Annotated in this window: 20 protein-coding genes; 18 read left to right on the forward strand and 2 right to left on the reverse strand. The window is 64.2% G+C overall.

Going from position 1 to position 24,629, the window contains the following annotated elements; all coding sequences use genetic code 11:
- Window positions 1–3: 3 nt before the first annotated feature.
- The 14 genes from murB (at window position 4) to EK416_RS14320 (ending at window position 16,851) form a co-directional block, all read left to right on the forward strand.
- Window positions 4–951 (forward strand): UDP-N-acetylmuramate dehydrogenase, encoded by a 948-nt coding sequence (gene murB, locus EK416_RS14255; protein WP_127078617.1) that lies wholly within the window; start codon window positions 4–6, stop codon window positions 949–951.
- Complete coding sequence (locus EK416_RS14260) at window positions 948–1,880, forward strand: D-alanine--D-alanine ligase (protein WP_127078619.1); 933 nt, start codon at window positions 948–950, stop codon at window positions 1,878–1,880. The genes murB and EK416_RS14260 overlap by 4 nt, the downstream gene beginning before the upstream one ends.
- The gene (locus EK416_RS14265; protein ID WP_127078621.1) at window positions 1,868–2,815 is read left to right on the forward strand and encodes a cell division protein FtsQ/DivIB; all 948 of its coding nucleotides are present in this window, start codon (window positions 1,868–1,870) and stop codon (window positions 2,813–2,815) included. The genes EK416_RS14260 and EK416_RS14265 overlap by 13 nt, the downstream gene beginning before the upstream one ends.
- Window positions 2,812–4,086 (forward strand): cell division protein FtsA, encoded by a 1,275-nt coding sequence (locus EK416_RS14270; RefSeq protein WP_127078623.1) that lies wholly within the window; start codon window positions 2,812–2,814, stop codon window positions 4,084–4,086. Before EK416_RS14265 ends, EK416_RS14270 begins: the two co-directional genes overlap by 4 nt.
- Window positions 4,087–4,166: 80 nt before the next feature.
- A complete protein-coding gene (ftsZ, locus tag EK416_RS14275) occupies window positions 4,167–5,753 on the forward strand; it encodes a cell division protein FtsZ (RefSeq protein WP_127078625.1) in 1,587 nt (528 codons plus the stop codon).
- 322 nt (window positions 5,754–6,075) lie between these two features.
- Window positions 6,076–7,038: a UDP-3-O-acyl-N-acetylglucosamine deacetylase gene (gene lpxC / locus EK416_RS14280; RefSeq protein WP_127079791.1), complete on the forward strand. Its 963-nt coding sequence runs from the start codon at window positions 6,076–6,078 to the stop codon at window positions 7,036–7,038.
- A gap of 249 nt (window positions 7,039–7,287) precedes the next feature.
- Window positions 7,288–8,151 (forward strand): outer membrane protein assembly factor BamD, encoded by an 864-nt coding sequence (locus EK416_RS14285; protein ID WP_127078627.1) that lies wholly within the window; start codon window positions 7,288–7,290, stop codon window positions 8,149–8,151.
- Window positions 8,152–8,353: 202 nt separating this feature from the next.
- On the forward strand, window positions 8,354–8,911 hold the full coding sequence (locus EK416_RS14290; protein ID WP_127078629.1) for a manganese efflux pump MntP: 558 nt from the start codon (window positions 8,354–8,356) through the stop codon (window positions 8,909–8,911).
- Between the two features lie 56 nt (window positions 8,912–8,967).
- Window positions 8,968–10,671 (forward strand): DNA repair protein RecN, encoded by a 1,704-nt coding sequence (recN, locus tag EK416_RS14295; RefSeq protein WP_127078631.1) that lies wholly within the window; start codon window positions 8,968–8,970, stop codon window positions 10,669–10,671.
- Complete coding sequence (ligA, locus tag EK416_RS14300; RefSeq protein ID WP_127078633.1) at window positions 10,661–12,982, forward strand: NAD-dependent DNA ligase LigA; 2,322 nt, start codon at window positions 10,661–10,663, stop codon at window positions 12,980–12,982. Before recN ends, ligA begins: the two co-directional genes overlap by 11 nt.
- Before the next feature lie 129 nt (window positions 12,983–13,111).
- Window positions 13,112–13,876, forward strand: coding sequence for an HAD-IA family hydrolase (locus tag EK416_RS14305; RefSeq protein ID WP_127078635.1), 765 nt, complete (start codon window positions 13,112–13,114; stop codon window positions 13,874–13,876).
- Window positions 13,877–14,090: 214 nt separating this feature from the next.
- Window positions 14,091–14,927: a hypothetical protein gene (locus EK416_RS14310; protein WP_127078637.1), complete on the forward strand. Its 837-nt coding sequence runs from the start codon at window positions 14,091–14,093 to the stop codon at window positions 14,925–14,927.
- A 197-nt stretch (window positions 14,928–15,124) separates the two neighbouring features.
- Complete coding sequence (locus EK416_RS14315; protein WP_164730040.1) at window positions 15,125–15,586, forward strand: PRC-barrel domain-containing protein; 462 nt, start codon at window positions 15,125–15,127, stop codon at window positions 15,584–15,586.
- A gap of 59 nt (window positions 15,587–15,645) precedes the next feature.
- Window positions 15,646–16,851: an MFS transporter gene (locus EK416_RS14320; RefSeq protein WP_245434066.1), complete on the forward strand. Its 1,206-nt coding sequence runs from the start codon at window positions 15,646–15,648 to the stop codon at window positions 16,849–16,851.
- Here EK416_RS14320 and EK416_RS14325 read toward each other — a convergent pair.
- Together EK416_RS14325 and EK416_RS14330 are read right to left on the reverse strand one after the other, a co-directional pair.
- The gene (locus tag EK416_RS14325) at window positions 16,844–17,869 is read right to left on the reverse strand and encodes a TorF family putative porin (protein WP_127078641.1); all 1,026 of its coding nucleotides are present in this window, start codon (window positions 17,867–17,869) and stop codon (window positions 16,844–16,846) included. The two genes, EK416_RS14320 and EK416_RS14325, sit on opposite strands and share 8 nt — an antisense overlap.
- A 166-nt stretch (window positions 17,870–18,035) precedes the next feature.
- The gene (locus tag EK416_RS14330) at window positions 18,036–20,564 is read right to left on the reverse strand and encodes a ligase-associated DNA damage response DEXH box helicase (protein WP_425376126.1); all 2,529 of its coding nucleotides are present in this window, start codon (window positions 20,562–20,564) and stop codon (window positions 18,036–18,038) included.
- Between the two features lie 142 nt (window positions 20,565–20,706).
- Here EK416_RS14330 and EK416_RS14335 point away from each other — a divergent pair, with 142 nt between their 5' ends.
- From EK416_RS14335 to EK416_RS14350, 4 genes are all read left to right on the forward strand, one after another.
- Complete coding sequence (locus EK416_RS14335) at window positions 20,707–20,997, forward strand: hypothetical protein (protein WP_127078645.1); 291 nt, start codon at window positions 20,707–20,709, stop codon at window positions 20,995–20,997.
- An 89-nt stretch (window positions 20,998–21,086) separates the two neighbouring features.
- The gene (locus tag EK416_RS14340) at window positions 21,087–22,097 is read left to right on the forward strand and encodes a ligase-associated DNA damage response exonuclease (protein ID WP_127078647.1); all 1,011 of its coding nucleotides are present in this window, start codon (window positions 21,087–21,089) and stop codon (window positions 22,095–22,097) included.
- Window positions 22,098–22,149: 52 nt separating this feature from the next.
- The gene (ruvB, locus tag EK416_RS14345; protein WP_127078649.1) at window positions 22,150–23,193 is read left to right on the forward strand and encodes a Holliday junction branch migration DNA helicase RuvB; all 1,044 of its coding nucleotides are present in this window, start codon (window positions 22,150–22,152) and stop codon (window positions 23,191–23,193) included.
- A 368-nt stretch (window positions 23,194–23,561) separates the two neighbouring features.
- Complete coding sequence (locus EK416_RS14350) at window positions 23,562–24,152, forward strand: hypothetical protein (RefSeq protein ID WP_127078651.1); 591 nt, start codon at window positions 23,562–23,564, stop codon at window positions 24,150–24,152.
- Window positions 24,153–24,629: the final 477 nt, after the last annotated feature.

A 24,629-nucleotide genomic window follows, 5' to 3' on the forward strand; every position in this document is an offset into this window, starting at 1 on the left:
GCCGTGTTCCCCGACATCGCACCAGCGCTTCTGGCCGACGCGCCGAAGCTTCGCGGCAAGCTCCTGCCGAACGCGTCCATGAGCGAATTGACGTGGCTTCGCGTCGGCGGCCCCGCGCAGGTGCTGTTAAAGCCCGCAGACGAGGAGGATCTCGCCTATTTCCTTTCGCGCTGCCCGGCTGACATTCCGGTGATGGCGGTAGGCGTCGGCTCGAACCTTCTCGTACGCGATGGAGGCGTGCCGGGCGTGGTTATCCGGCTCGGGCGCGGCTTCAACGCCATCGAGCCGCTTGACGGCGCGCGCATTCGCGTCGGGGCGGCGGTGCCGGACGTGCGGCTCGCGCAGGCGGCGGCGCAGGCGGGCATCGCCAAGCTCGCCTTCTATCGCGGCATCCCGGGCACCGTCGGCGGCGCGCTGCGCATGAACGCGGGCGCGCATGGCGGCGAAACGAAGGACGTGGTCGTTGAAGCGCGCGCGGTCGACCGCGGTGGCGCGGTGCATGTCTACGACAACGCGGGCATGGGCTTCACCTACCGCCATTGCGGCGTGCCTGACGACCAGATCTTCACTCACGCCGTCTTCGAGGGCGTCCCCGGCGACACGGCCGAGATCGAGCGCGAGATGCAGGGCGTCGCCGAATACCGCGAGGCGAACCAGCCCATCAAGAGCCGCACGGGCGGTTCGACGTTCAAGAACCCTCCTGGCAAAAGCGCGTGGCGGCTTATCGACGAGGCGGGGTGTCGGGGCTTCCGCGTCGGCGGCGCGCATATGTCGGAGATGCACTGCAACTTTCTCATCAACGACCAGAACGCCACAGCCGCCGATATCGAGACGCTGGGCGAGACCGTGCGAAAGCGCGTATTCGAGAAGACAGGCATCATGCTCGACTGGGAAATCAAGCGCATCGGCGTGCACGCGCCGACGAGCGCAGCGCTGGCGGCCGCCGAATGACGAAGACCTTTCACCATATCGCCGTGCTGATGGGCGGCTGGTCTTCGGAGCGCGAGGTTTCGCTGAATTCGGGCGGGGCCTGCGCGGGCGCGCTCGAAGCGCAAGGCTACCGCGTCACGCGCATCGACGTCGGCCGCGACATCGCCGACCGGCTCGCCGCACTGAAGCCCGACGCCTGCTTCAACGCCCTGCACGGCAAATGGGGCGAGGACGGCTGCGTTCAGGGCATTCTTGAGACGCTCGAAATTCCGTATACGCACTCAGGTGTGCTGGCATCGGCGCTGGCGATGGACAAGGCGCGCGCCAAGGTTGCGATGAAGGCGGCGGGCGTGCCCGTGGCAGCCGGCGTCGTGGCAAGTCCGGCCAGAGCCGCGCAGCGCCATCTGCTGCCGCCGCCCTATGTGGTCAAGCCTGTGTGCGAGGGGTCAAGCGTCGGCGTATTCATCGTCCGCAACGACTTCGAGTATCCCCCGCAGGAACTGACGCGCTCCGACTGGACGCATGGCGACGTTCTCGTCGAGCGTTACGTCGCCGGCCGTGAACTGACTTGCGCCGTCCTTGGGGATCGCGCGCTCGGCATTATCGAAATCAAGCCCGCCGAGGGGCTCGTCTTCTACGATTACGAGGCAAAATACGCCAAAGGAGGCTCATACCACATTCTGCCGGCACAACTTTCACCGGAAATTTACGAAAATATTCAGAAGATGGCGGTCGACGCGCACCACGCGTTGGGCTGCCGGGGCGTAAGCCGTGCCGATTTCCGTCTGGACGATCGGCCGGAAGGCACGGGCGAACTTGTCTGTCTTGAGGTCAACACCCAGCCGGGGATGACCGCGACATCGCTCGTTCCGGAACTCGCCGCCCATGCTGGATTGTCGTTTGGTGAACTTGTGCGGTGGATTGTGGAGGATGCCTCTTGCAATCGTTAGTTTCGTGTACGGTCGGCGCGAAAGGCCCGGAACCGAGGGCAGCGCAACCGGATAAGGATGCCGCTGCGGCGCCATCCCTGTTTCAGTTCGGGTTGGTGGATGCGGACCGCGCCGCGCGCGCGGGCTTCGTCGTCAGCATGGCGTTTCTGGTCGCGACAGCGATCTATGGCCTCTATCTGTCGGGAGTGACGAAATCGCTGTTCGACGAGGCGGCAAACTTTGCCGACAAGGCAGCATACGATGCCGGTTTCCGGCTCGAAGATCTCGCCGTATCCGGGTCCGACAACACGCCGAAGGAAACGCTGCTGAAGGCGCTGCAACTTCCCTTCGAGCAATCCTCGCTGTCTTACGACGCGGCGGCGGCGCACGATCGCCTGCTCGCGCTCGGCTGGATCAAGTCCGCCGAGGTGCGTCGCGTGCTCCCCTCTCGCCTCGAAGTGGTGCTGACCGAGCGGGAGCCCTACGCGCGCTGGAAGGACGCGGCGGGCGTCGTTCAGGTGGTCGATCGCGAAGGGCGCGTGCTCGGCCCGTCCGAGGGGCAATTTGAAACGCTGCTCCTGTTCTCGGGCGAGGGCGCGCCAGCGGAAGCGGCGGCATTCATCGAGTCGCTTGCCGACCGGGAGACGATCCGCTCCCGCGTGGCCGAGGCGAGCTTCGTCGCCGAGCGATTTTGGCAGGTGAAGCTTGACAGCGGCGTCATCCTGAAACTTCCGCGCAAGGTGGGTGAGTTAACTCTTTCAAGACTTGACTCTGTTCTCGCCAACTCGAAGATTGCGGAAATGGCTCTCGACACCATCGATCTGCGACTGACGCATCGCACGATCCTGCAATTGCGTGAGCCGACCACGGCCAATCGCGACAAAGCGATCGCGCTTTTGACCTCCTCCCCTGCCCCGCAAACGGCATTGCCGCCGAGAAGGGGCAAGGCATTATGACGGACGAACGGCGGCAGGCCTCGCGCGGTCCGTCGCGGTTATGGCCGTTCAAGGGACGAGACGACATCATTACCGTTGTTGACCTTGGCGCGCAAAAGGTGGCGTGCGCGGTCGTTCTGCTCTCGTCACCGCGTTTCGGTTTCGACGTCGGCGCGCGCAATCTCCGCGTGATCGGCAGCGCGCTGGTGCGTTCATCGGGGATTTCCGGCGGCCGGATCGCGAACCTCGCGGCTATAGAGACAAGCATTCGCCGCGCAGTCGGCCAAGCGGAAACGCAGGCCGGCGTGACCGTGGAAGACGTGCTCGTTACTGGCCAGTTCTCCGGGCTTATAGCGGAGGTATTCGAGGCAAGGCTCGGCCATGCGGGGCTTGCCAGAGAGGACATCGAAGCCATCTCGGTGGCAGCCGAAGAGCACTGCGCGCGAACGCAGCGAAAGCTCCTGCATCTCTTCACATCGTCCGGCGAAGCGGGAGCCGAGTCGGCCTTTGCGAACCACCCGCCAAGCGCCGAAACGGATGTGATCGCGATTTCGATGCCGATCCGCGGCCAGCATCAACTCGGAACATGCTTTGGCAAAAGTCTGCTTAACGTGCGCACCGTCCTGGCGGGGCCGATCGCTTCGGCGCTGAGCGTGACGAATGCGCTCGAACGCATGTCAGGCGTGCTCGTGATCGACATGGGCGCGCAGACCACCGGGATCGTGCTGTTCCGGCACGGCGTACCGATGTTTCTGGAATGCCTTGATTTTGGCGGTCAGTCCGTTTCCGAGGAAATCGCGCGCGCCTTTTCGCTGCGGAAGTTCGAGGCCGAACGGCTGAAGGTCCGCTACGGAAGCGTCTACGACAATTTGCAGGCCGACATCGACCTCCCCGTCCAGAATGGCGAGACCGGCGAGCCGGTGTCCAAATTTTCCCTCAATCATATCATTCGATCGAGGGCATCGGACCACCTCAGGGCCGTTAATGAACGGTTAAAAGGTGCAGGATACTCTGTTCCGAATGGGGGCGCGGTGCTGACAGGCGGCGGCAGCCTGCTACCGGGAATCCGCGAGCTTGCTTCGCATCTGTTTGCGGCGGAGGTGAGAATCGCGAAGCCCTTGAGCTTGAACGGTCTCAACGCGGGAAACGTGTTGAGTGCGCTAGTGGGGGGGTGTCTTTATGCAAGCCGGCACCAGTCCGCGGGCGAAATGCCCTATGCGCCTGAGTTGCCGTCTCAAGACAGTAGCTACGCGTCTCGAATCGGCCAATGGCTGCGTACAAGCTTTTTGTGAAGGTTGTCCGCACATTCGGTCGTCGCATATGAGCGGGCGGGCATTTCGCGACGTCCGAAGGGGAAGCTGACGAGGCTGCCATGGGAATTAACCTGCAACTTCCTGGTCTGACGGAGTTGCGGCCGCGCATCACGGTTATTGGCGTGGGTGGCGCTGGCGGCAACGCCGTGAACAACATGGTCGAAGCTGGGCTCGAAGGCGTGGAATTCATCGCCGCGAACACGGACGCGCAGGCGCTCGCGTCGTCCGGGGCCTACACCACCATTCAGATGGGCATTGGCATCACCGAAGGTCTTGGCGCCGGCTCGCGCCCGGAGATCGGCGCGGCTGCCGCCGAGGAAGCGATCGAGGAAATCCGCTCCCATCTCGACGGCGTGCATCTTCTGTTCATCACGGCGGGTATGGGCGGCGGAACCGGCACCGGCGCGGCACCGATCATTGCGCGCACGGCCAAGGAACTCGGCGTGCTCACGGTCGCGGTGGTAACGAAACCATTCGAATTCGAAGGCCAGCGCCGCATGCGCACCGCGGATGCCGGCATCGCCGCGCTCGCGCAACATGTCGATACGCTGATCGTCATCCCTAACCAGAACCTTTTCCTCGTCGCGAGCGAGCGCACCACCTTCGCGGATGCCTTCTCGCGCGCCGACGATGTGCTGCGTTCGGGGGTTTCCTGCATCACCGATCTTATGGTTAAGGAAGGGTTGATCAACCTCGACTTCGCCGACGTTCGCACCGTGATGCAGAACATGGGCACCGCGCTCATGGGCACCGGCGAAGCCGAAGGCGAAAAGCGCGCACTGCAGGCGGCGGAAGCCGCGATTTCCAATCCGCTGCTCGGTGAAGTGTCGATGCGCGGCGCGAAGGGGCTGCTCGTCAGCATCACCGGCAGTTTCGACATGACGCTGTACGAGGTGGAGGAGGCCGCGTCCCGAATCCGCCGCGAGGTCGACCCGGAAGAAAATCCGGACGTGAACATCATCGTCGGGGCGACGTTCGATCAGTCGCTTCAAAACAGGCTACGGGTGTCCGTGGTCGCGACCGGCATTCACTCCGGCGTTGCCTCCCAGCACGTTGCACCGCCGCCGCCCGTGGAGAAAGACGCGGGCCTCGCCGAGCGGATGCAGTCGGTTCAGCAAGAGCCTCCGCAGCGCCGCGCGCCGTTCGGCGGATTGCGCGAGCAACCGGCGCGTCAGCCGCAGGATCGGCGCGTCGTTCTCGAACCGAAGGGAAGACGCGGCGGCGATGACGTCGCGCCGCCCGTTCCGGCGGACAACGGCCAGCGTTTCGAGCCCGTGCCCCCCGCGAAGACCGCTCGCGCCCCGCGGCGACCGCTCACATTCTCGGATTTTCCCGAACTCGGACAATCCGACGGTGGCAGCAACAATGGCGCCTCGAATCGAAGTTCCGGCAAGCCGCGCGGTTTCTTCGACTGGATGGCGGGCCGGGATCGCAGCACGACGAAATCAAACGCCTCGCCGCAGACCAAATCTGTTGCTCTTCAGCCACGCACCAATCATGAAAAAACTGTGGCAGAACAAGGGCGTCGGAATGGCGCAAGCCATGACGACACCGGCGAAGACATGGACGGCGACCCTGCAGCCACGCGCCAAAATGGCGACGAAGCGATTGATATTCCTAAATTTTTTAGAAAACCTGCATCCTGATCGCAGGTTTTCTTTCTCAACCTCTGTGTACGGCGCTTCGGGCCTCTCCCGGGCGCCGTTTTCGGTTGTGTCGAACTGTCAGCCCTCCCCGTAACAGACTGTTAAAAAGCGTGATTTGAAGCACGCCAAGTTGCCCGGCTAACTTTGCCGCAGGTCGGATGTATTGAGCTTCCGCGCGCGTACCGGCAGATCGCCGGCCCAAGAGTAGCGTGTAGCTACCGATGCTCGCATAGAAGCCATTGGGCATCGTCCGGCACACGATGGGGGGTGCATTCCTTCGGCAAAGGAAGGCACCGTGGCACAAAAAAAACGGCGCACTCTTATGAGCTTTCGAAGCTATTCGAACAGGCAAACCACTCTTGAGCGCGAAATCGTCCTGAAAGGGGCGGGCGTGCATAGTGGCGCGGAAGTATCGCTGATCCTCCACCCGGCCGAGGCCAACACCGGCTATAATTTCTACGTCTCCGGCGGTAAGAATGCGGGCCATATCCCCGGCGATTTCCGCTCCGTGACCAATCTGACCCTCTGCACCGTGATCAGCGGCGCCGGCGGCGCCTCCGTCGCCACCGTGGAGCATCTGCTTTCTGCCCTGCGCGGCATGGGCATCGATAACGCGGATATCGAGGTTGACGGCAACGAACTGCCGATCCTCGACGGCAGCGCGGAACCGTTCGTGAGAGCCATCGAAGAGGCGGGCGTTCGCGAACTCGACGAAGCGCGCCGCTACATCAAGATTCTCCGTCCCGTCACAGTCAGGGACGGCGGCTCCATCGGTGAAATCTTCCCCTATGACGGTTTCCGCCTCGACATCGAAATCGATTTCCCCACGCCGTTGATCGGCCGTCAGCGCATCGACCTCGAAGTAACCCCGGCTTCTTTCAAGAAGCACCTCAGCCGCGCCCGCACCTTCGGTTTCATGAAGGATGTGAAGCAGCTCTGGGCTGCCGGTCGCGCGCTGGGATCGTCGCTGGAAAACACTGTCGCCATCGGCGAGGATCGCATCCTGAACCCGGAGGGCCTGCGCTATCCGGACGAATTCGTTCGCCACAAGACGCTCGACGCCGTCGGCGACTTCGCTCTCGCGGGCGCGGCGATCCTCGGCCTCTATCGCTCGAAGCGCCCAAGTCACAAGCTCAATTCGATGATGCTGCACGCGCTTTACGAAAACCGCGACGCGTGGACCATCGTCGAAGCCGCCGACAAGACGCGCCGCCATTACGTTTCGCCGCGCGCCGATTTCGGTATCGCCTTCGCAACACCGAATTTCGCACCTGAAAACGATTGATGAATCCCATCTGCAAATGGCCGGGCTTGTCCCGGTCATTTTGCGTTACGGCGCCAGGCCAATCGCCGGTTTGCCGGTGGCAAATTGCTCACGCGCGCCGACAAGTTTTCCCCCGCAAACGCTTTGACTGAAAAACTCCGCATTTCACCATCATTTTGCGGCTTTTCGCCGTACAAGAACGTAACAATAGCGGAACCCGAGTCGCGCAGTATCGCTCGAACTCGAAATACGGGGCCTGGAGCAAGGACGATGGGATTGCGATCGATCGGGCAAACTCTCGCAGTAGTCATTCTCGCGACGACGCTGACCAGTTCACTTGGCGGCTGCGGATCGATGGGTTCATTGTTTTCAAGTTCCGAATCGACGCCGCTCGACCAGCGCCCGCCGGACCAGATCTATAAGGAAGCTGACGACCTCCTCGGCCAGGGCAAGAACAACAAGGCCGCCGAGATCTTCGAACGGATCGACCAGCTTTACCCCTATTCGGAAGAAGCCAAGAAGGCCACACTGATGGCTGCTTACGCCTATCAGAAAGCCGGCAAGGGCCCTGAAGCCGTCGCCGCCGCGCGCCGTTACCTCGCGCTGCATCCCGGTAGCAAGGAAGCCGCTCTGGCGCAGGAAATCATCGCCAGTTCTTATTTCGAGCGCATTTCCGGGCCGACGCGTGATCAGGGCGAAACGAAGAAAGCCGTCGCAGAACTCGAAACGCTGATTCGCCGTTACCCCGACAGCCGCTATGTGGAAGACGCGAAGCGGCGCATCAAGCTCGCGCGCGACACCCTCGCCGCGTCGGAAATGGAAGTCGGCCGTTACTGGCAGAAGAAGGGCAACTATCTCGGAGCGGTGAACCGCTTCAAGACGGTGGTCACCGACTACCAGCAGACGACACATGTGGAAGAGGCGCTGATGCGCCTGACCGAATGCTACATGGCGCTCGGCATCGTGAACGAGGCGCAGACCGCGGCGGCCGTTCTCGGACATAACTTCCCCGACAGCCCTTGGTACAAGGACGCCTACGCCCTGCTTCAGTCTGGCGGCACCGCGCCGCGCGAAGACACCGGCTCGTGGATCAGCCACGCCTGGAAGCGGACTGTCGGCAGCGTTGCAGGCTAGGCTCATTTTCATAGCACTGCCTAAGTTTTGACATCGGCCATCGGGGCGGCTTAAGGATAGGCCGTCTTCGTGGCCTGATGCTTTTTGTGGCGCCTGGCCGAAGAAAGCCAGCGACCGCGCCACTCAGCGGAAACGTACAAACCCTATTCGCGCCGTCTGCGCCTCAGCGCTCTGCGGCGCCTTTCTTTTTTTGGAAGCCATCGTGACCCCGACCGCAATCGCCGTGCTCGCCTTCACAATGTCCGTCGACGCCTTTGCCGTGTCGCTTGCGCGGGGCGCCGCGTGCAAGAAGCCGCGTTTGCGCGAGGCGCTGCGCACGGGCTTCATCTTCGGCACGGTGGAGGCGCTGACGCCGGTCATCGGCTGGGCGGCGGGCATGGCGGCCAGCAAGTACGTGCAGGCGTGGGACCACTGGATCGCGTTCGCGCTGCTCGGCGGCGTCGGGCTTCGCATGCTCTGGCTCGCCTTGTTCGCGCAGGAAGAAGAGCGGCCCGCCGTCGCACAGTCCTTCCTGCTGCTCGTCGCAACCGCAATCGGAACCAGTATCGACGCCATGGCCGTCGGCGTGTCGCTTGCGATCCTCGACGTGGACATCACCACGATTGCCATCGCTATCGGCCTGGCGACCTTCCTCATGTCGTCGGCGGGCATGATGCTGGGGCGGCTGATCGGCGAACGATTCGGGCGCATGACCGAAGTGGCAGCGGGGCTTGCGCTCTGCATCATCGGCGTTACGATCCTCGTGGAGCATATCGGCTGACGCGCGCGGAGCAGGTGACGGGTGCCGGCGCGCCGAGAATCGCGTAAGGAATCGGCATGCTTGTGGCCCTGTCAATCCGCGACATCGTTCTTATCGATAAGCTCGATCTCGGTTTCGAGAAGGGCTTCACCGTTTTCACGGGCGAGACCGGCGCGGGCAAATCCATCATCCTCGACAGCCTGAGCCTTGCGCTCGGCGCGCGCGGCGACGGCGGCCTCGTGAGGCGCGGCGCGACGAGCGCAAGCGTCACAGCCTCTTTCGACCTCCACGACGCGCACCCCGCGATGGCGCTGCTTGCCGAGCAGGGGTTCGACCGTGAGGACGCGCTCATTCTTCGCCGCGTGCAGGGCGAGGATGGCCGCACGAAGGCCTTCATCAATGACCGTCCGGTGTCGACCGGCCTCCTGAAGCAGCTCGGAAAGATGCTCGTCGAAATTCACGGCCAGCATGACGACCGCGCCCTGCTCGATCCCGCCACCCACCGCCATTTGCTCGACCAGTTCGGCGGCCTCATCGGCGAGGTTCAGGAGGTGTCGCGGCTATGGGAAACGTGGCGCGAAAAGAACAAGTCCGTGGACGAGCTTGAGAAGGCTCTGGCCGTGGCCGAGCGCGAGAAGGACTATCTCACGGCGGCCTGCGAGGAGCTGAACCAGCTCGCGCCGCAGCCGGGCGAGGAAGACGACCTCGCGACCCGTCGCACCGCCATCGTTGCCGCGCAAAAGGCCCGCGCCGACCTCGAAGACATCGCAGACGCGCTGAACGCACCGCAATTCCCCGCCACAAAGCTCAGCGCCGCGCTTCGCCGTCTGGAGCGCACGCCGAATATCCCCGACGCGCTGAAGCCCATACAGGCGGCGCTGGAACGTGTGCTGATCGAGGCGGAGGAAGCGCGTGAACTCGTTGAAGCGCAGCTTCGCGGTGAGAGCGGCGGCAATGTCGAAGCCATCGAGGAGCGGCTGTTCCGGCTGCGCGCGGTCGCCCGCAAGTATCGCGTGACGGTGAACGAGCTGCCCGCGCTCCACGCCCGATTCCGCGCCGACCTCGCGCGCATCGAAACCGGCGAGGAAGATCTGATCGCCGCGCGAAAGGTCGCGGCTGAAGCCGCCGCGATCTATGCCCGAGCCGCCGACGCGCTGACCGAAAAACGCCGCGCGACCGCCGCCCAGCTCGACGCTGCCGTGCAGGCGGAGCTTGCGCCGCTCAAGCTCGACAAGGCGCGCTTCATCACCGAAATCGAGCCCATGCCGGAAGACCGCAGCGGCCTTCGCGGCGGTCCCTTCGGGCGCGAGCAGGCGATGTTCCATGTGCAAACCAATCCGGGCGCAAAGCCGGGACCGCTGATGAAGGTGGCGTCGGGCGGCGAGCTTGCCCGGTTCCTGCTTGCATTGAAGGTGGTTCTCGCCGAAAAGGCGACCGCGCCGGTTCTGGTGTTCGACGAAATCGACACGGGCGTTGGCGGCGCTACGGCGGCGGCCATCGGCGAACGGCAGGCGCGGCTCGGCACCCGCGCGCAGGTGCTGGCCGTGACGCATTCGCCGCAGGTTGCTGCGAACGCGAACCAGCACATCCGGCTTCACAAGGCCGCGCGCGGCGAAGGCGACGCCATCGTCGTCACCACCAGCGCCGAAACGCTGAGCATGGAAGGCCGGCGCGAGGAAATCGCGCGCATGCTTGCAGGCAAGGAGGTCACGGCCGAAGCCCGCGCCGCCGCCGAAAGCCTGATCGGGGCGCGCCATGTCGGAGCGCATCATGTCGCCTGACACGGGGGGCGCCAAGCCCTCGAAGACACCGCGCCGGTCCCGCAAGGCGGGGACGGAGGACGCCGCGCAGCAAGCGCTCGTACGCTCGCTTGAAACGGAGATTGCGCCGCCGCCCGCGCAGAGCGAGGCAGCATTCCGCGACGAGGCGCTGAAGCACGCCGAGCATCTTTCCGCCGAAGACGCGAAGGACGAGCATGACGCGCTCGCCGCCGAGATCGCGCGTCATGACCGGCTTTATTATGAAAAGACCGCGCCGGAAATTTCCGACGCCGAATACGACCGCCTGCGCCTGCGCCTCAATGCGCTGGAAGCGGCGTTCCCTTCGCTCATCACACCGGAAAGCCCGTCGCAGACAGTCGGCGCAACGCCGTCCGACAAGTTCGCGAAGGTGCGCCATACGGTCCGCATGCTCTCGCTTGGCAACGTGTTCTCGGATGAGGATGTCGCCGATTTCGCGGGCCGCGTGCGACGCTTCCTGAAATTCGAGCCCGGCGAGGCGCTCGACGTCACCGCCGAAATGAAGATCGACGGCCTTTCCGTGTCGCTTCGCTATGAGAATGGACGGCTGGCTGTGGCGGCCACGCGCGGCGACGGCTCGGAGGGCGAGGACGTGACAGCGAACGTCCGCACCATCGCCGACATTCCGCAGACGATCCGCGCGAACGATGTGCCCGCCGTGTTCGAGGTGCGCGGCGAGGTCTATATGAGCCACGCCGACTTTCAGGCGCTGAACGAGCGGCAGATCGGCAAGGGTGGCCGCATGTTCGCGAACCCGAGGAACGCGGCGGCTGGCTCGCTGCGCCAGCTCGACCCGGCGATCACTTCTGCCAGGCCGCTGCGCTTCTTCACCTGGGGCTGGGGTGAGGCAAGCGCGCTCCCCGCGGACACGAATTTCGGCGTGCTTCAGGCGATTCATGGGTGGGGCTTTCCACTGCCGCCGGTGGAGCTTTGCCGCTCGGTCGAGGAGATGCTCGCGGTCTATCGCGCCATCGAGATGAAGCGCGCCTCGCTCGGCTACGACATAGACGGCGTCGTCTACAAGGTGAACCGGCTCGACCTTCAAGAGCGGCTCGGCTTCGTCAGCCGCACGCCGCGCTGGGCGACCGCGCATAAATTCTCCGCCGAGAAGGCGACCACGGTGCTGAACGGCATCGACGTTCAGGTGGGCCGGACGGGCGCATTGACACCCGTGGCGAAGCTCGCGCCCGTCACCGTCGGCGGTGTCGTCGTGCAGAACGCGACGCTTCACAACGAAGACGAAATCCGCCGCAAGGATGTGCGCGTCGGCGATACGGTGATCGTGCAGCGCGCGGGCGATGTGATCCCGCAAATCCTCGGCCCGGTGCTGGACCAGCGCCCCGCCGACGCGGAGCCGTTCGCGTTTCCCACGCTCTGCCCCGTCTGCGGCAGCCATGCCGTGCGGGAGGTCCACCCGAAGACCGGCAAGCTCGACGCGGTGCGCCGCTGCACGGGCGGCCTCATCTGCGCGGCGCAGGCCGTGGAGCGGCTCCGGCATTTCGTGTCGCGCCACGCCTTCGACATAGAGGGACTGGGCGAGAAGCACATCCAGGCGTTCTTCGACGAGGGCCGCATCAAGGCGCCCGCCGACATCTTCACGATGGCCGCGCGTGACGGCGTGACCCTGCCGAAGCTCGCCGAGAAGGAGGGCTGGGGACCGCAGTCGGCGGCGAACCTCTTCGCGGCCATCGAGGCGCGGCGCACGATCTCGCTTGAGCGCTTCATCTTCGCACTCGGCATCCGTCATGTGGGCGAGACGACGGCGAAGCTTCTGGCGAAGACGTTCGGCTCGCTGGACGCGCTGCGCGCCGCCATGGCCGAGCCGGACGCCAGCGACCTTCGGGCGGGCGACGAACTTTTGCTCGAACGCGCCTCGGCCGATGACAAGAGGTCGCTGCATAAGGCCATCATTCTGGCCAAACTGAATGAGATCGACGGGATTGGCGACGTCGTCGCGCAATCCATCGTGGATTTCTTCGACGAGCCGCATAACCGCGAGGTGGTGGATGCGCTTCAGCACGAGCTGACCATCGAGGATTACAAGCCCGATCAGGTTTCTTCACTGCTCGCGGGCGCAACGGTGGTTTTCACCGGCAAGCTGGAACGATTCACGCGCGACGAGGCCAAGGCTCAGGCCGAGCGGCTCGGCGCGAAGGTTGCGGGCTCGGTATCGAAAGCCACAACCTATCTTGTTGCGGGTCCGGGCGCGGGCTCGAAGCTGAAAAAGGCGGAAGACCTCGGTCTGAAAGTGATGACCGAGGACGAGTGGCTGGAGTTGATCTCCTCCGCATAACCGCCAAAGAGTCTCTCCTGATGGGAGGGAGGCGGGATGAGAGGAGCCCTCGAACGGTGTTTATCGCCGTTCGCCCCTCATCCCGTCTTTGGATGTCAAGCTGATCCAGGAAGCAAGGGGCTGACGCGCATGGCCGAACTCAGGGCGCTGATTTTCGATGTCGACGGAACGCTGGCCGAGACGGAAGAGGGGCATCGCCTTGCCTTCAACCGAGCGTTCGCTGATGCGCATCTCGACTGGGACTGGACGCGGGCACTCTACACAGATCTTCTTGCTGTGACCGGCGGCAAGGAACGCCTCGCGCACTATATCGAGCGATACCGGCCATCCTTTACGCCGCCGACCGGGCAGCCGCTTGCCGATTTCATCGCCGCGCTGCATGGAGCGAAGACCAGGCACTACGCCACGCTTCTCGCGGGCGGAGGCATTCCGCTTCGGCCGGGCGTAGCGCGCCTTTTGCGCGACGCGAAAAAAGCGGGCGTGCGGCTCGCCATCGCGACGACGACCTCGCCGGAGAACGTGACGGCGCTCTTCGACGCGACGATGCCTGAAGCGCTCGGCTGGTTTGAGGTGATCGGCGCGGGCGATGCCGTTCAGCGCAAGAAGCCGGCGCCCGACATTTACCTCCATGTGCTCGGCGCGCTTCAGTTGTCTCCCGGTGACTGCCTCGCCGTGGAAGATTCCGCACCCGGAGTGCGTGCGGCGCTGGGTGCCGGGCTGAAAGTTATCGTGGCACTGAACGACTATACCGCATCGAACGACTTCGCTGGCGCGACGCTTCTGGTCGATAATCTCGGGGAGCCTGATTCTCCAGCCAAGATTTTGTCAGGCAACGCTAATAGTTGTACTTTTATCGATATTGAGCTTTTGCGTAAATTGGCCGCGACCGATTAGACAAGAGTTGACCTTCAATTCTTCTTTCCTACTTTGCAGCGCCAAAGCTCAAGTATCTTTCTACCTTTCATTAACTCGCGGGGTGATCCAATCACACCTGCGTTCGAGCGCGGTCAGTGGCGTGTGACCGGGTGCGTGCGCAGTTGCAGCGGGGTCGTGAGCGACGACGCGGCAGCGGCAAACACAACCCCAATACAGAGGAAGTGGGTCTCACATGCGAACGAAACGACTTCTAGTCCCGGCGGTGGCAGCGCTGGGATTATCGGCATTCGGCCTCGCGACTGCGGCGGCTGCTGCGCCGTCTCCGCTGGGAGCGAGCAGCGATAATCTGACCGCGAGCGGCGCGCAGAGTTCTGTGACGCTCGTCCGCGATGGCGGACGCGGCGGCTTCGGTGGTGCAGGCTTCAGAGGCGGCGGCTTTAGAGGCGCCTCTCCTATCGGTTCCCGGTTCAGCTATCGTGGCGGCGGCGGGTTTCAGCGCGCCAGCTTTGGCCCCGGTTTCAACCGTGGTTACGCCCGCCCCATCGGGTTCCGGGGCGGCTACTACGGTGGCGGCTGGCGCAGGCCGGTGGCGTTCCGGGGCGGCTATTACGGCGGTTGGCGCCGTCCGGTCGCGTGGCGCGGCGGCTATGGCGGCTGGCGCAGACCCGTGGTTTGGCGCACGGGATGGTATGGGGGCTGGCGTAGGCCGGTGGCCTATTACGGCTGGCGTCGCCCGATCGTCTATGGCGGTGGCTGGGGCTGGCGCAGGCCCGTCGTATATACCGGCACCTGGGGTTATCGCGCGCCGGTGATCTATCGCCCGGTCGTTTACAGCTCCGGCTGGTACGGTGGCGGCTGGCGTCGTCCGGTGGTCTACGGAGCCGGCTGGGGCGGCTGCAATCGTCCTGTCGTCTACAGCAGCGGCTGGGGCGGCTGGGGCGGCGGCTGGGGCGGTCCCGGCATCGGCGTCGGCTTTCGCTCCGGTTGGGGCAGCGGCTGGGGCGGCTGGGGCGGCGGCTGGGGCGGTCCCGGCCTCGGCATCGGCGTCGGCTGGGGTGGCGGCTGGTAAGGTCGTCTTGGACCGCACGTGAAATGGAGCCCCGACCGCAAGGCCGGGGCTTTTTTTGTGAGGGTCGGGTCGTGCCGCAATCAGACGCCGGCGATGGAGAGGCCGGATCTCAGGCAGGTGGCTACCTTCGCTCACTTGTTCGGGGAACGGTGATCACTCATCGCTGTTACCCAGACGAAACGGCAAGGGAATGCGTCATGCGAAAATTCCGCCTTTTCCTTCTTGTCGGTCTTGTCACCACAAGTGCGACGCCATACTCGGCAAAACCGTTTGGCCGCGAAGTGCCTTCCGACGAACCGACACAGGAGCAAGCGGGCGCGCCTGTCTTCCCTTCTGAGCGGACCGTGCTCTGGCGGGCGGAAAGCGTGCTGGGCAAAAACGTCATGACAGTTTCGGGTGAACGCGCCGGGCGCGTTGTCGACGTCCTTGCCGATGGCACCGGCGCCGTACAGGCGGCGGTGATCGAGGTCGGCGGTTTTCTCGGCGTCGGCAGTCGGCGCATCGCCATCTCGTGGGCTCGGTTGCGCTTTGCTTCGGACAGGCACGATGCGCTCGTGGTGGAACTCCCTCGCGAACGCCTCGCCGAAGCGCCGGAAGTCAAGACCGGGGAGCCGGTGGTTGCCATCGGCGCGACGACAGCGGAAGGGCCGGAGCGCTGAGGGAATCAACGAGCGCGCCGGAGCACCAAGACCCACCGCTCGCCGCAGACCGCCGCAAGGTGCCCTCGTGGGAAAGCCTGCGCGGTCTCGACTGGTTCGCTTTTTTTCTCGGCGACATTCAGACCGGCTTTGGGCCATTCCTCGCCGTCTACCTCACGTCCGAAAAGTGGACGCAGACGGATATCGGCCTCGTGCTGTCGGTCGGCTCCATCGCCGCGCTTGTGTTCCAGGTGCCGGGCGGAGCGCTGATCGACAGGGTTCGGTCGGAGTCCCGCGCTGCGGGCGGAGCCGTGGCGGCAATCGGTGCGAGCGCCTTCATCATCGCGGTGTGGCCGGTATTCGCGGCGGTGGCGTTCGCGCGGGTGCTCCACGCGGCGGGAACGGCGGTCGTCGCTCCGGCGGTCGCGGCGATCAGCCTGGGGCTTGTGGGGCGCGAGGCGCTTTCTCCGCGACTTGGACGCAATGCGCGCTACGCCGCCGCGGGCAACGGAACCGCTGCCCTCCTTCTCGGTGCCTGCGGCTATTTCTGGTCGGCGCAGGCTGTGTTTTTCCTGACGGCGCTCTTCGCCCTCCCGGCGATCACAGCGCTCTTGTACATCCGCGAGGCTGAAGTGGATGTCGCAACGGCGCATGGCGAGACTGGCGAAGTGAAGGCCTCCAGCGTGCCCGCCGGCTTGGCGATCCTTCTTCGCAAGCGCGCGTTTCTTGTTTTCATTGCGATCATCGCACTGTTTCAGATGACGAACGCGCCGCTTCTGCCGCTCGTCGGCTCCGAACTGACGACGCGCGCGAGTAACTGGGCCGTCGCACTGATCGCCGCCGCGATCGTGCTGCCGCAAATCATCGTCGCGTTGTTTTCTCCGATGGTGGGGCGGCTGGCGAAGCGGATCGGACGCCGCCCGTTGCTGCTCGCGGCGCTCGGCGTGTTGCCGCTGCGCGCGGCGCTCTTCGCCTTACTGGATGGCGCGGTGCCGCTGGTGGCGATCCAGATGCTTGATGGCGTTTCGGCTGCTGTGCTGGCCGTGCTGATCCCGCTCGTGGTCGCCGACATCTCGTTCGGCACCGGCCATTTTAATCTGGCGCAGGGCGTCGTCGGCATGTCCATCGGTCTTGCCGCCGCGATGAGCCTTCCCGCCGCAGGCTACATCGCCGACACCTTCGGCCGTCCTTCCGCGTTCTGGTGCCTTGCCGCCACGGGCGCGCTCGGCTTCGTCATAACGCTGACGCTGATGCCGGAAACGCGCCCGAAGGAGGACATCACTTGAGAATGTTGGTCTTCACGGTGAGATCGAACGACAGCTTGCCGACAAAGGCCGCGCCACACCATCTGGAGCCAAGCCCGCTCGGATTGATGTCCGTGACGTTTTTCGCGGCATAGGTTGCGGTGTCGTCGCCTGTCAGCACATTGCATTGCGCCACCGAAAGATCGGTGTCGTAGTAGCGAAGGTCGAGCGTCAGCACCTCGTATGTGAAGGCGAGGCCTACGTTCCACGTGGCGTAGTCCGGCAGCGGAACATTGCCGTAGAAGTCTTTTGTATCGCCGAAAAAGTAGTTGCCCCACTCGCCCGAGATGTACCAGCCGAGACCGTCGGGCAGCAGGTTCTTGTCGGGGAGCACGTATTTTCCGGTCCATGAGGCGTAGGTGCCCGGTGCCCCCGTATTCAGCCACGAGGGCGAATAATAGGCCGCGACGCCAAGCGTCAGCTTGTCGTTCGGCGTGTAGGTTGCCTTGCCGTAGACTTCGTAGAAGTCGAGCCGTGCTTCGAGCGTGTTGCACCCGCCGGTTGGCGTATAGAAGCCGTTGGTGCAGTTCAGGAAGGCAGGCTCAAGACCGTTGTAGGTACGGCCGCCGGGATACCAGTAGTACCAGAAACCGAAGTCGAACGCGACCTTGTCGAAGGTCGGACGCACGCCGCCGTAGAAGTCGACCTCTGCGAAGGCGTCGTTCGGAAAATCAAGCGTGTAGATGCTCGTGCCAGCGTAGAATTGCACGTCCTTCTGAGGCGTGTAGCGATATTCGACGTAGGAATTCCACGAGGGATTGCGGTTCGATTGACTGATGCCGCGGAAGATGTAGTCCGTTGCGGCGCCCGCGCCGATGGCAATATCCCAATCCGGGTAAGTCGTCTCGTCCTTCTTGTCCTCGGCCTTGTCTTCCTTTTTGGCCTTTTTCGCGGGCTTGGCGGAGCTTTGCTTCTCGGTGTTGGCTGAATCGTCTTCCGCCGCCATCACGTTTCCGGCGAGAAACAGAGAAAGGGCGGCAAGCAAAAGGGGTTTGCTCATGTCGGTCTCGCTATTGGCCGCCGGGCGCGGCAGGATGATCGAACGCAAACTATGCCAACCATAGGAAGAGTCGTGCTTTCTCAACAACCCGAAAGCGAGAGTTGATTTTGTGATGCACTTCATAGTTGCGCGAATGCATCACGAAACGGCTTTGCCGTTTTTGTGGTCAGCTTCTCCTGATCGAGCGTCCGGCGACCTCCTCCCGGATCTCGTCCATCATGTCTTCCGCGTCGTGCACGATCGCGGCCTGCGCCAGCAGATGCTCCATGCCGGAGCCGCGCACCTGCTCGGTCCGCACATCCGTCAGCACCGGGATCGAAAAGGGCGAGGCGCGCGAAAGCTCGATGAAAAGGAAACGGTCGCGATAGCGCGTCAAAAGTTCGGACAGGCGCTTCAGGTCGAGCAATTCGCGCTCGGCATCGCGCCGCGTGACCTTGAGAAGGATGTGGTCCGGCTCGTGTCGTCGCAAGACGTCATAGATAAGATCGGTCGAGATCGTCATTTGCCGCATGGACTTGCGGGCCGCGTTGTTCTGTTGCTCGACGAGGCCGGTCACCGTCGCCACATGCCGGAAGGAGCGCTTCAGCATCGGACTTTCGAGGATCCATTCCTCCAGTTCGTCGCCGAGGATGTCGGGCGCGAGAAACCGGGCGATGTGATCGCGGGTCGCGGGGACGATGTGCGAAACCACGAGGCCGTAATCGGTGATCTGGAAGCTGATCGGCTTCTGCCCGAGATGCTCCATCCGCCGCGTGACGAGCATGCCGAGCGTCTGGTTCGCGCGGCGCCCCGCGAATGTGTAGAACACCGTTCGATGGAAGCGGCCTTCGAGGAACTGCTCCACGAGAAGCCGGTCGGCGGGCGGGATGACCGAAAAACGCGCCTGAAGGTCGAGCCATTCGCGCACGTCGGCCGGAAGCGTCCGCCACTCGTCCGGGTCGGCCAGCAGATCGCGCACGCCGTCCGCGAGGAAGGTCGACAGCGGCATCTGGCCGCCCGAATAGGCAGGCACCTTCGGCTCGCCGCCCGCAGCCGGCCGGGCTTCGATCATCATGTCGCGCACGCCGACAAAGGCCAGCAGTTCGCCCGCGAAAAAGAAGGTGTCGCCCGGCGTCAGTCCTTGCGCGAAATACTCCTCCACTTCGCCGAGCACGCGCCCGCCGCGTCCCAAACCGCGTTGGCCGTTGCCTGACAGCCGGACCACCTTCAGCCGCGCCGCTTCGACGATCACGCCGATATTCTGCCGGTGCCGCCGCGCGACATGCTGGTTCGCGATGCGAAAGCGCCCGTCCGGCAAGACGGTGAGGCGCTTGTAACGGTCGTAAGCGCGCAGCACATAGCCGCCGTCGATGGCAAACTGGAACAGCCTGTCGAACGTCTCCCGCGAAAGATCGGCGTAGGGAAGCGCGGTGCGGATCTCGTCGAAAAGCGTATCCGGCAAGACGGGGCCGCTGCACGCGCAACTCAGGATATGCTGCGCCACCACGTCGAGCGAGCCGGGGCCGGGCGCTTCACCATCGAGCTGGCCCCTCTCGATGGCGGCGAGAGCGGCGCGGCACTCCAGCGCCTCGAAGCGATTGGCGGGCACGAGAAACGCGCGGCTCGGCTCGTCGAGCCGGTGGTTCGAGCGCCCAACGCGCTGAAGCAGGCGGCTGACGCCTTTGGGCGCCGCCACCTGGATCACGAGATCGACGTCACCCCAGTCTATGCCAAGCTCCAGCGCCGCCGTCGCCACGACGCTGCGGATCTTGCCCGCCGCCATCATCGCTTCCGCCTTGCGGCGCTGCTCGCGGCTGAGCGAGCCGTGATAGACAGCGATCGGCAGATTCTCCTCGTTCGCGTCCCACAGCATCTGCAGCATGAGTTCCGCCTGAGCGCGCGTGTTCACGAACACGATGGACGTGCCCGCGCGGCGGATCGCGTCGTAGATTTCCGGCACGGCATAGCGCGCCATGAAGCCGCCGTATGGCATGCGCGTCCCGTCCGGCACCAGCATGCGGATATCCGGCTGCATCGGCAGGCCGGATTGCAGAAGCGCGGCGGGCGCGCCGACCGGACCGAGCCAGGACGAGAGCGCGGCAGGGTCGGCCACCGTGGCGGAGAGCCCGAAGCGGACCGCCTGGGGCGCGAGCGCTGAAAGGCGCGACAGGGCGAGCGCCGTGAAATCGCCCCGCTTCGTTGCCGCGAAACTGTGCACCTCGTCCACGATCACCGCGCGAAGCCCTGCGAACAGGCGCGCCGCGTCCGGGGAGGACAGCATCAGCATCAGGCTTTCGGGCGTGGTGAGGAACAGGTTCGGCGGCGAGCGGCGCTGCCGCGCGCGTTTCGATTGCGGCGTGTCGCCCGTGCGGCTTTCGACGCTCACGGCAAGCCCCATCTCGGCGATGGGCCGCGTGAGATTGCGCTCGATGTCGTTTGTCAGCGCCTTCAGCGGCGAGACATAAAGCGTGTGAATGCCCTCGGCGCGCGTCTCGTGGATATCGATCAGGCTCGGCAGGAAGCCGGACAACGTCTTGCCGCCGCCGGTGGGCGCGATGAGAAGCGTGGACCGGCGCGCGCGGAACGCCTCGACCATCGCGCGCTGCCATGGCCGCGCTGCCCAGCCGCGCGACGCGAACCACACCTCGACATAAGGCGGCAGCCGATGCGCATTGCTATCGCCCGAAGCGCCTTCTCGCGGGTTAGCCTCCTGCAAAAGCTCCGATGTTCGCCGTTTCGCCAAGGGAAAGCTCTACCGATCCGGGTTGTCCATGGCCGCTCGCCGCACATCGTTCTTGTTTTGTACCATATTCCGCGATAAGATCAAGCAGCCTGCAATCGCTGCGTGAGTGAGGGTGATGACAGACTCGGCCAAACCCGTTCCCGACCTGTTCGGAGAGAATGACAAAGGTTACGAAGGAACGGTACGCATTCTCGATCTTCTGGAAAAGCTTGCCGCCGCCGAAAGCTTGCAAGGCGCGGCCGCAGCGGCCGGCGTGGGCGAAGACCAGATGCGCGCGGGCCTTCGCCAAGCGGCGTCACTGATCCGCCGCGAAGGGGCGCCCGCGGCTGATGACTGGCGCGAATTGTCGGTGGCGGAAGCGCTCTCGATCCTCGCCGACCATGGCATCGGTCAGAAACAGGAGTGACGTTTGGAAAGTAGGGGCATGACGGCTTTGAAAATTGACTGCCCAAAAGTTTCGCGGGTGCTTTGCCGGAGCATGGGTTTTTCACGGCGATGACCCACCCGCGCGAGTGGATGGAGGTGCGGCCCGAGGGGCTTTATTGCAAGCCCGGCGGCTTCTTCATCGATCCTGTCCGGCCGGTCGGCACCGCCATTGTCACGCATGGACATTCGGATCACGCGCGCAGCGGTCATGCGGAGGTGGCCGCGACGCCCGACACGCTTGCCATCATGGCGTGCCGCTATGGCGAAGGCTTCGCCTGCCGACGCATCGATCTCCCCTATGGCCAGCCGATGCAGTGGGGTGAGGCCAGCGTTACGCTCTACCCGGCGGGGCATATCCTCGGCGCGGCGCAGGTGCTGATCGAACACGGCGGCGCGCGGCTCGTCGTTTCCGGCGACTACAAGCGCACGGCCGATCCGACCGCACGGCCTTTCGAGGTGGTGCCGTGCGACGTGTTCGTCACGGAGGCAACATTCGGCCTGCCCGTCTTCTGCCACCCGGACCCGCAGCACGAGGTCGAAAAGCTGCTCAATTCGCTCGCCATTTTCCCGCAAAGCTGCCACGCCGTCGGGTGCTACGCGCTCGGCAAGACGCAGCGGCTCATCGCGGAGCTGCGCCGCGCGGGCTACGACCGCGCGATCTATCTCCACGGCGCGCTGATGAAGCTGACCGAACTTTACGAGGCGCGCGGCGTTGCGCTCGGCCCTTATCAACCCGTGACACCCGCCAACCGCAAGAGCCTCGCGGGCGAGATCGTGCTCTGCCCCCCGTCCGCGCTCGCTGACCGCTGGTCGCGTTCGCTTCCCGATGTCATCCCCGCCGCAGCCTCGGGCTGGATGCAGATCCGTGCCCGCGCCAAACAGCAGCGCGTGGAACTGCCGCTCGTCATCTCCGACCATTGCGACTGGCCCGAACTGATCGACACCATTCAGGAGACCGGCGCGGAGGAAATCTGGGTGACGCATGGCCGCGAGGAAGCCCTCGTCCATTACTGCCGCAAGCTCGGACTTCGGGCGCGCGCTCTGTCGCTGCTTGGTTACGAAGACGAGGAGGCGGAATGAACGCCACGGTTTTGTTTTGCGCGAGCCTGCCAGAATCCGCTAGCGTCTGGCCATGACCGCACGGCTTCTCGACCGCGAAAGACAGGACGAAGACGCGGGTGAGCTTTCGCTCCGCCCGCAACGTCTGGCCGAGTTCATCGGGCAGGCGCAGGCGCGCGCGAACATGAAGGTCTTCATCGACGCCGCGCGTGCGCGCGGGGAAGCGCTGGACCATGTGCTTTTCGCCGGGCCGCCCGGCCTCGGAAAGACGACGCTCGCCCAGATCGTGGCGCGCGAACTCGGCGTGAATTTCAAGATGACGTCCGGCCCCGTTATCGCGAAGGCGGGCGACCTCGCGGCGCTGCTGACGAACCTCGAAGAACGCGACGTGCTGTTCATCGACGAGATCCACCGGCTGAACCCGGCGGTGGAAGAAATCCTTTATCCCGCCATGGAGGATTTCCAGCTCGACCTCATCATCGGCGAAGGGCCGGCGGCGCGCTCCGTGCGCATCGACCTTGCGAAGTTCACGCTTGTCGGCGCGACAACGCGCACGGGCCTTCTCACCACGCCGCTGCGCGATCGCTTCGGCATCCCGATCCGGCTCAACTTCTACACTGACGACGAGCTTGAAGAGATCGTGCGGCGCGGCGCGCGCGTGCTGGACATGACGATGACGGCGGACGGCGCGCGCGAGGTGGCTCGACGCAGCCGGGGCACACCGCGCGTCGCTGGCCGCCTGCTGCGCCGGGTCCGCGACTTTGCCGCAGTCGGCGGAGTGACAGAGGTGGATCGAGCCGTTGCCGATGCCGCGCTTGGCAAGCTGGAAGTGGACAGCCTCGGCCTCGACGCCATGGATCACCGCTACCTCAGATGCATCGGCGTGAATTACAGCGGCGGTCCGGTCGGCATCGAGACGATCGCCGCAGCTCTCTCCGAGGGGAAGGACGCCATCGAGGAAGTGATCGAGCCCTACCTCCTGCAGCAAGGCTTTATCGGGCGCACACCTCGCGGGCGCGTTTTGACATTGAAGGCATTCCGTCATCTCGGCATCGCCGCGCCTCAAGCCATCCGCGACCAGCAATTGCCTCTGTTCGAGGGCTCGCGCGAAGGCTGAGTCGCCCCTCGAATCGCGCCTTTTGCGCTTGTCAAATTTCTCCCACAGGTTTCACACAGGGGATTTCGTAACCGTCCCGCTTTTATAATGACAAGGCGGCGGGAATGACCTCTTATAAAGACAAGCAGCGAGTATGCTGCACGGGTTCCACCACGTGGTTTCAAATGCCACGCTGGTTGGAACAGAACGCCTGACGATTAAAGTTGTGCGTACGTCAGGCGCTTCTGTTACTCTTTTGTAAAGCTCCCTGTCACATAAATTTGTTGGTTCGGCCGCCCTTGCAGCGAACGGTATCATCAATTTGCCTTGATCCCAAACGACCCTGCCGGGTGTAGACGGGACAAGTGCTCTCTATTATTGTGAAGGCCATGAGCAACGCGCACAGCATCTCGAAAACAAGCTTCTCGGCTCTGAAAGTGGTGGGTCGCGCTTCCGTGTACGGAACGCTGATGGCGCTGCCGCTTTGCGGCCTCGTCACGTTCTTCGAGATGACGCGCCCGGCGCAGATGTCCGGCGCCGGGTTTTACGCCACCCAGATGGCGGAAGGCCAGACGACGGTGCCCGCGCAGGCTGGCGCACAGTCTTGGCGGCGCTCACAGCCGGCAGTGACCCGTTTCAAGGGGGTCAGCGCTGAAAGGAAGTCCGACGAGATGCCGGTCACCCCGGTGCTGTCGTCAAGTGACGCCAGGAAGGCGTTCGCCGATGCGCCGTCCGCTCACCTGCGCCCGGGACTTTACACCGAATTCGTGACGAACGATCATCGCCGTCTGGCGCTGGTGATCGTCAGCCGTGAGCCAATCACGGATCAGGTCATACCGGATAACGCCAGGCTCATGTCCATAACAGAGGCCGGAACCGGCAATGTCGTGAGCTTCGCGTGGGGCCGCTGGATCTATCGCGTCGCAATCGAGGACAAAGGCATGGAGCCCGACGCTCCCGTTGTCCAAAAGCGGATCTAGCGGGCTGGTTTTCGGGTTCTGCCGGGCACAGTCCGGGAGCGATGAAATCGGCTCAGCATATTCGCCAAGTTCAGCTTGACCACGAACCTCGTTACGCCGGTTCACATTGGCGAGCTGTGACCTTTTCTGCAGCCTGCCGGTGCTCCTTTTGATCCAGACATTTGCTCGCAAGCTTGCTGCACACGGATGCGAATGTCGAAATCGGACCACCAGATCACCCTGCGCCAAAGCGGCGTCGATGCGACGCGAACAAGCCTGATCCTCTCTGCCATCAGGAGCGTGAGCTACTTCCGGTTTACGGCTCGACGCCATGCGTGCCCAGGCCGTCAACTCGCTTCTGTTCGACAATAATCTTATCTCACGCAGGTTCCTGGCGGCGGGGCTGTGCGACGCGCCACGCGCTGTGGAAGTCCGGGTCACGAAGCGGACACCGCACCCGCGAAAGAAAAAGCGCCCACGGCTGGACCGCGGGCGCTT

Origin of the sequence: Rhodomicrobium lacus, assembly GCF_003992725.1 — a bacterium.
Classification (GTDB): Bacteria; Pseudomonadota; Alphaproteobacteria; order Rhizobiales; family Rhodomicrobiaceae; genus Rhodomicrobium; species Rhodomicrobium lacus.

Excerpts from the sequence above, each read along its gene's own strand:
- EK416_RS14260 (WP_127078619.1), top strand. The coding sequence starts at position 948 with ATGACGAAGACCTTTCACCATATCGCCGTGCTGATGGGCGGCTGGTCT.
- EK416_RS14270 (WP_127078623.1), top strand. The coding sequence starts at position 2,812 with ATGACGGACGAACGGCGGCAGGCCTCGCGCGGTCCGTCGCGGTTATGG.
- ftsZ (WP_127078625.1), top strand. The coding sequence starts at position 4,167 with ATGGGAATTAACCTGCAACTTCCTGGTCTGACGGAGTTGCGGCCGCGC.
- lpxC (WP_127079791.1), top strand. The coding sequence starts at position 6,076 with ATGAGCTTTCGAAGCTATTCGAACAGGCAAACCACTCTTGAGCGCGAA.
- EK416_RS14285 (WP_127078627.1), top strand. The coding sequence starts at position 7,288 with ATGGGATTGCGATCGATCGGGCAAACTCTCGCAGTAGTCATTCTCGCG.
- recN (WP_127078631.1), top strand. The coding sequence starts at position 8,968 with ATGCTTGTGGCCCTGTCAATCCGCGACATCGTTCTTATCGATAAGCTC.
- ligA (WP_127078633.1), top strand. The coding sequence starts at position 10,661 with ATGTCGCCTGACACGGGGGGCGCCAAGCCCTCGAAGACACCGCGCCGG.
- EK416_RS14305 (WP_127078635.1), top strand. The coding sequence starts at position 13,112 with ATGGCCGAACTCAGGGCGCTGATTTTCGATGTCGACGGAACGCTGGCC.
- EK416_RS14310 (WP_127078637.1), top strand. The coding sequence starts at position 14,091 with ATGCGAACGAAACGACTTCTAGTCCCGGCGGTGGCAGCGCTGGGATTA.
- EK416_RS14315 (WP_164730040.1), top strand. The coding sequence starts at position 15,125 with ATGCGAAAATTCCGCCTTTTCCTTCTTGTCGGTCTTGTCACCACAAGT.
- EK416_RS14325 (WP_127078641.1), bottom strand. The coding sequence starts at position 17,869 with ATGAGCAAACCCCTTTTGCTTGCCGCCCTTTCTCTGTTTCTCGCCGGA.
- EK416_RS14335 (WP_127078645.1), top strand. The coding sequence starts at position 20,707 with ATGACAGACTCGGCCAAACCCGTTCCCGACCTGTTCGGAGAGAATGAC.
- EK416_RS14340 (WP_127078647.1), top strand. The coding sequence starts at position 21,087 with ATGACCCACCCGCGCGAGTGGATGGAGGTGCGGCCCGAGGGGCTTTAT.
- ruvB (WP_127078649.1), top strand. The coding sequence starts at position 22,150 with ATGACCGCACGGCTTCTCGACCGCGAAAGACAGGACGAAGACGCGGGT.
- EK416_RS14350 (WP_127078651.1), top strand. The coding sequence starts at position 23,562 with ATGAGCAACGCGCACAGCATCTCGAAAACAAGCTTCTCGGCTCTGAAA.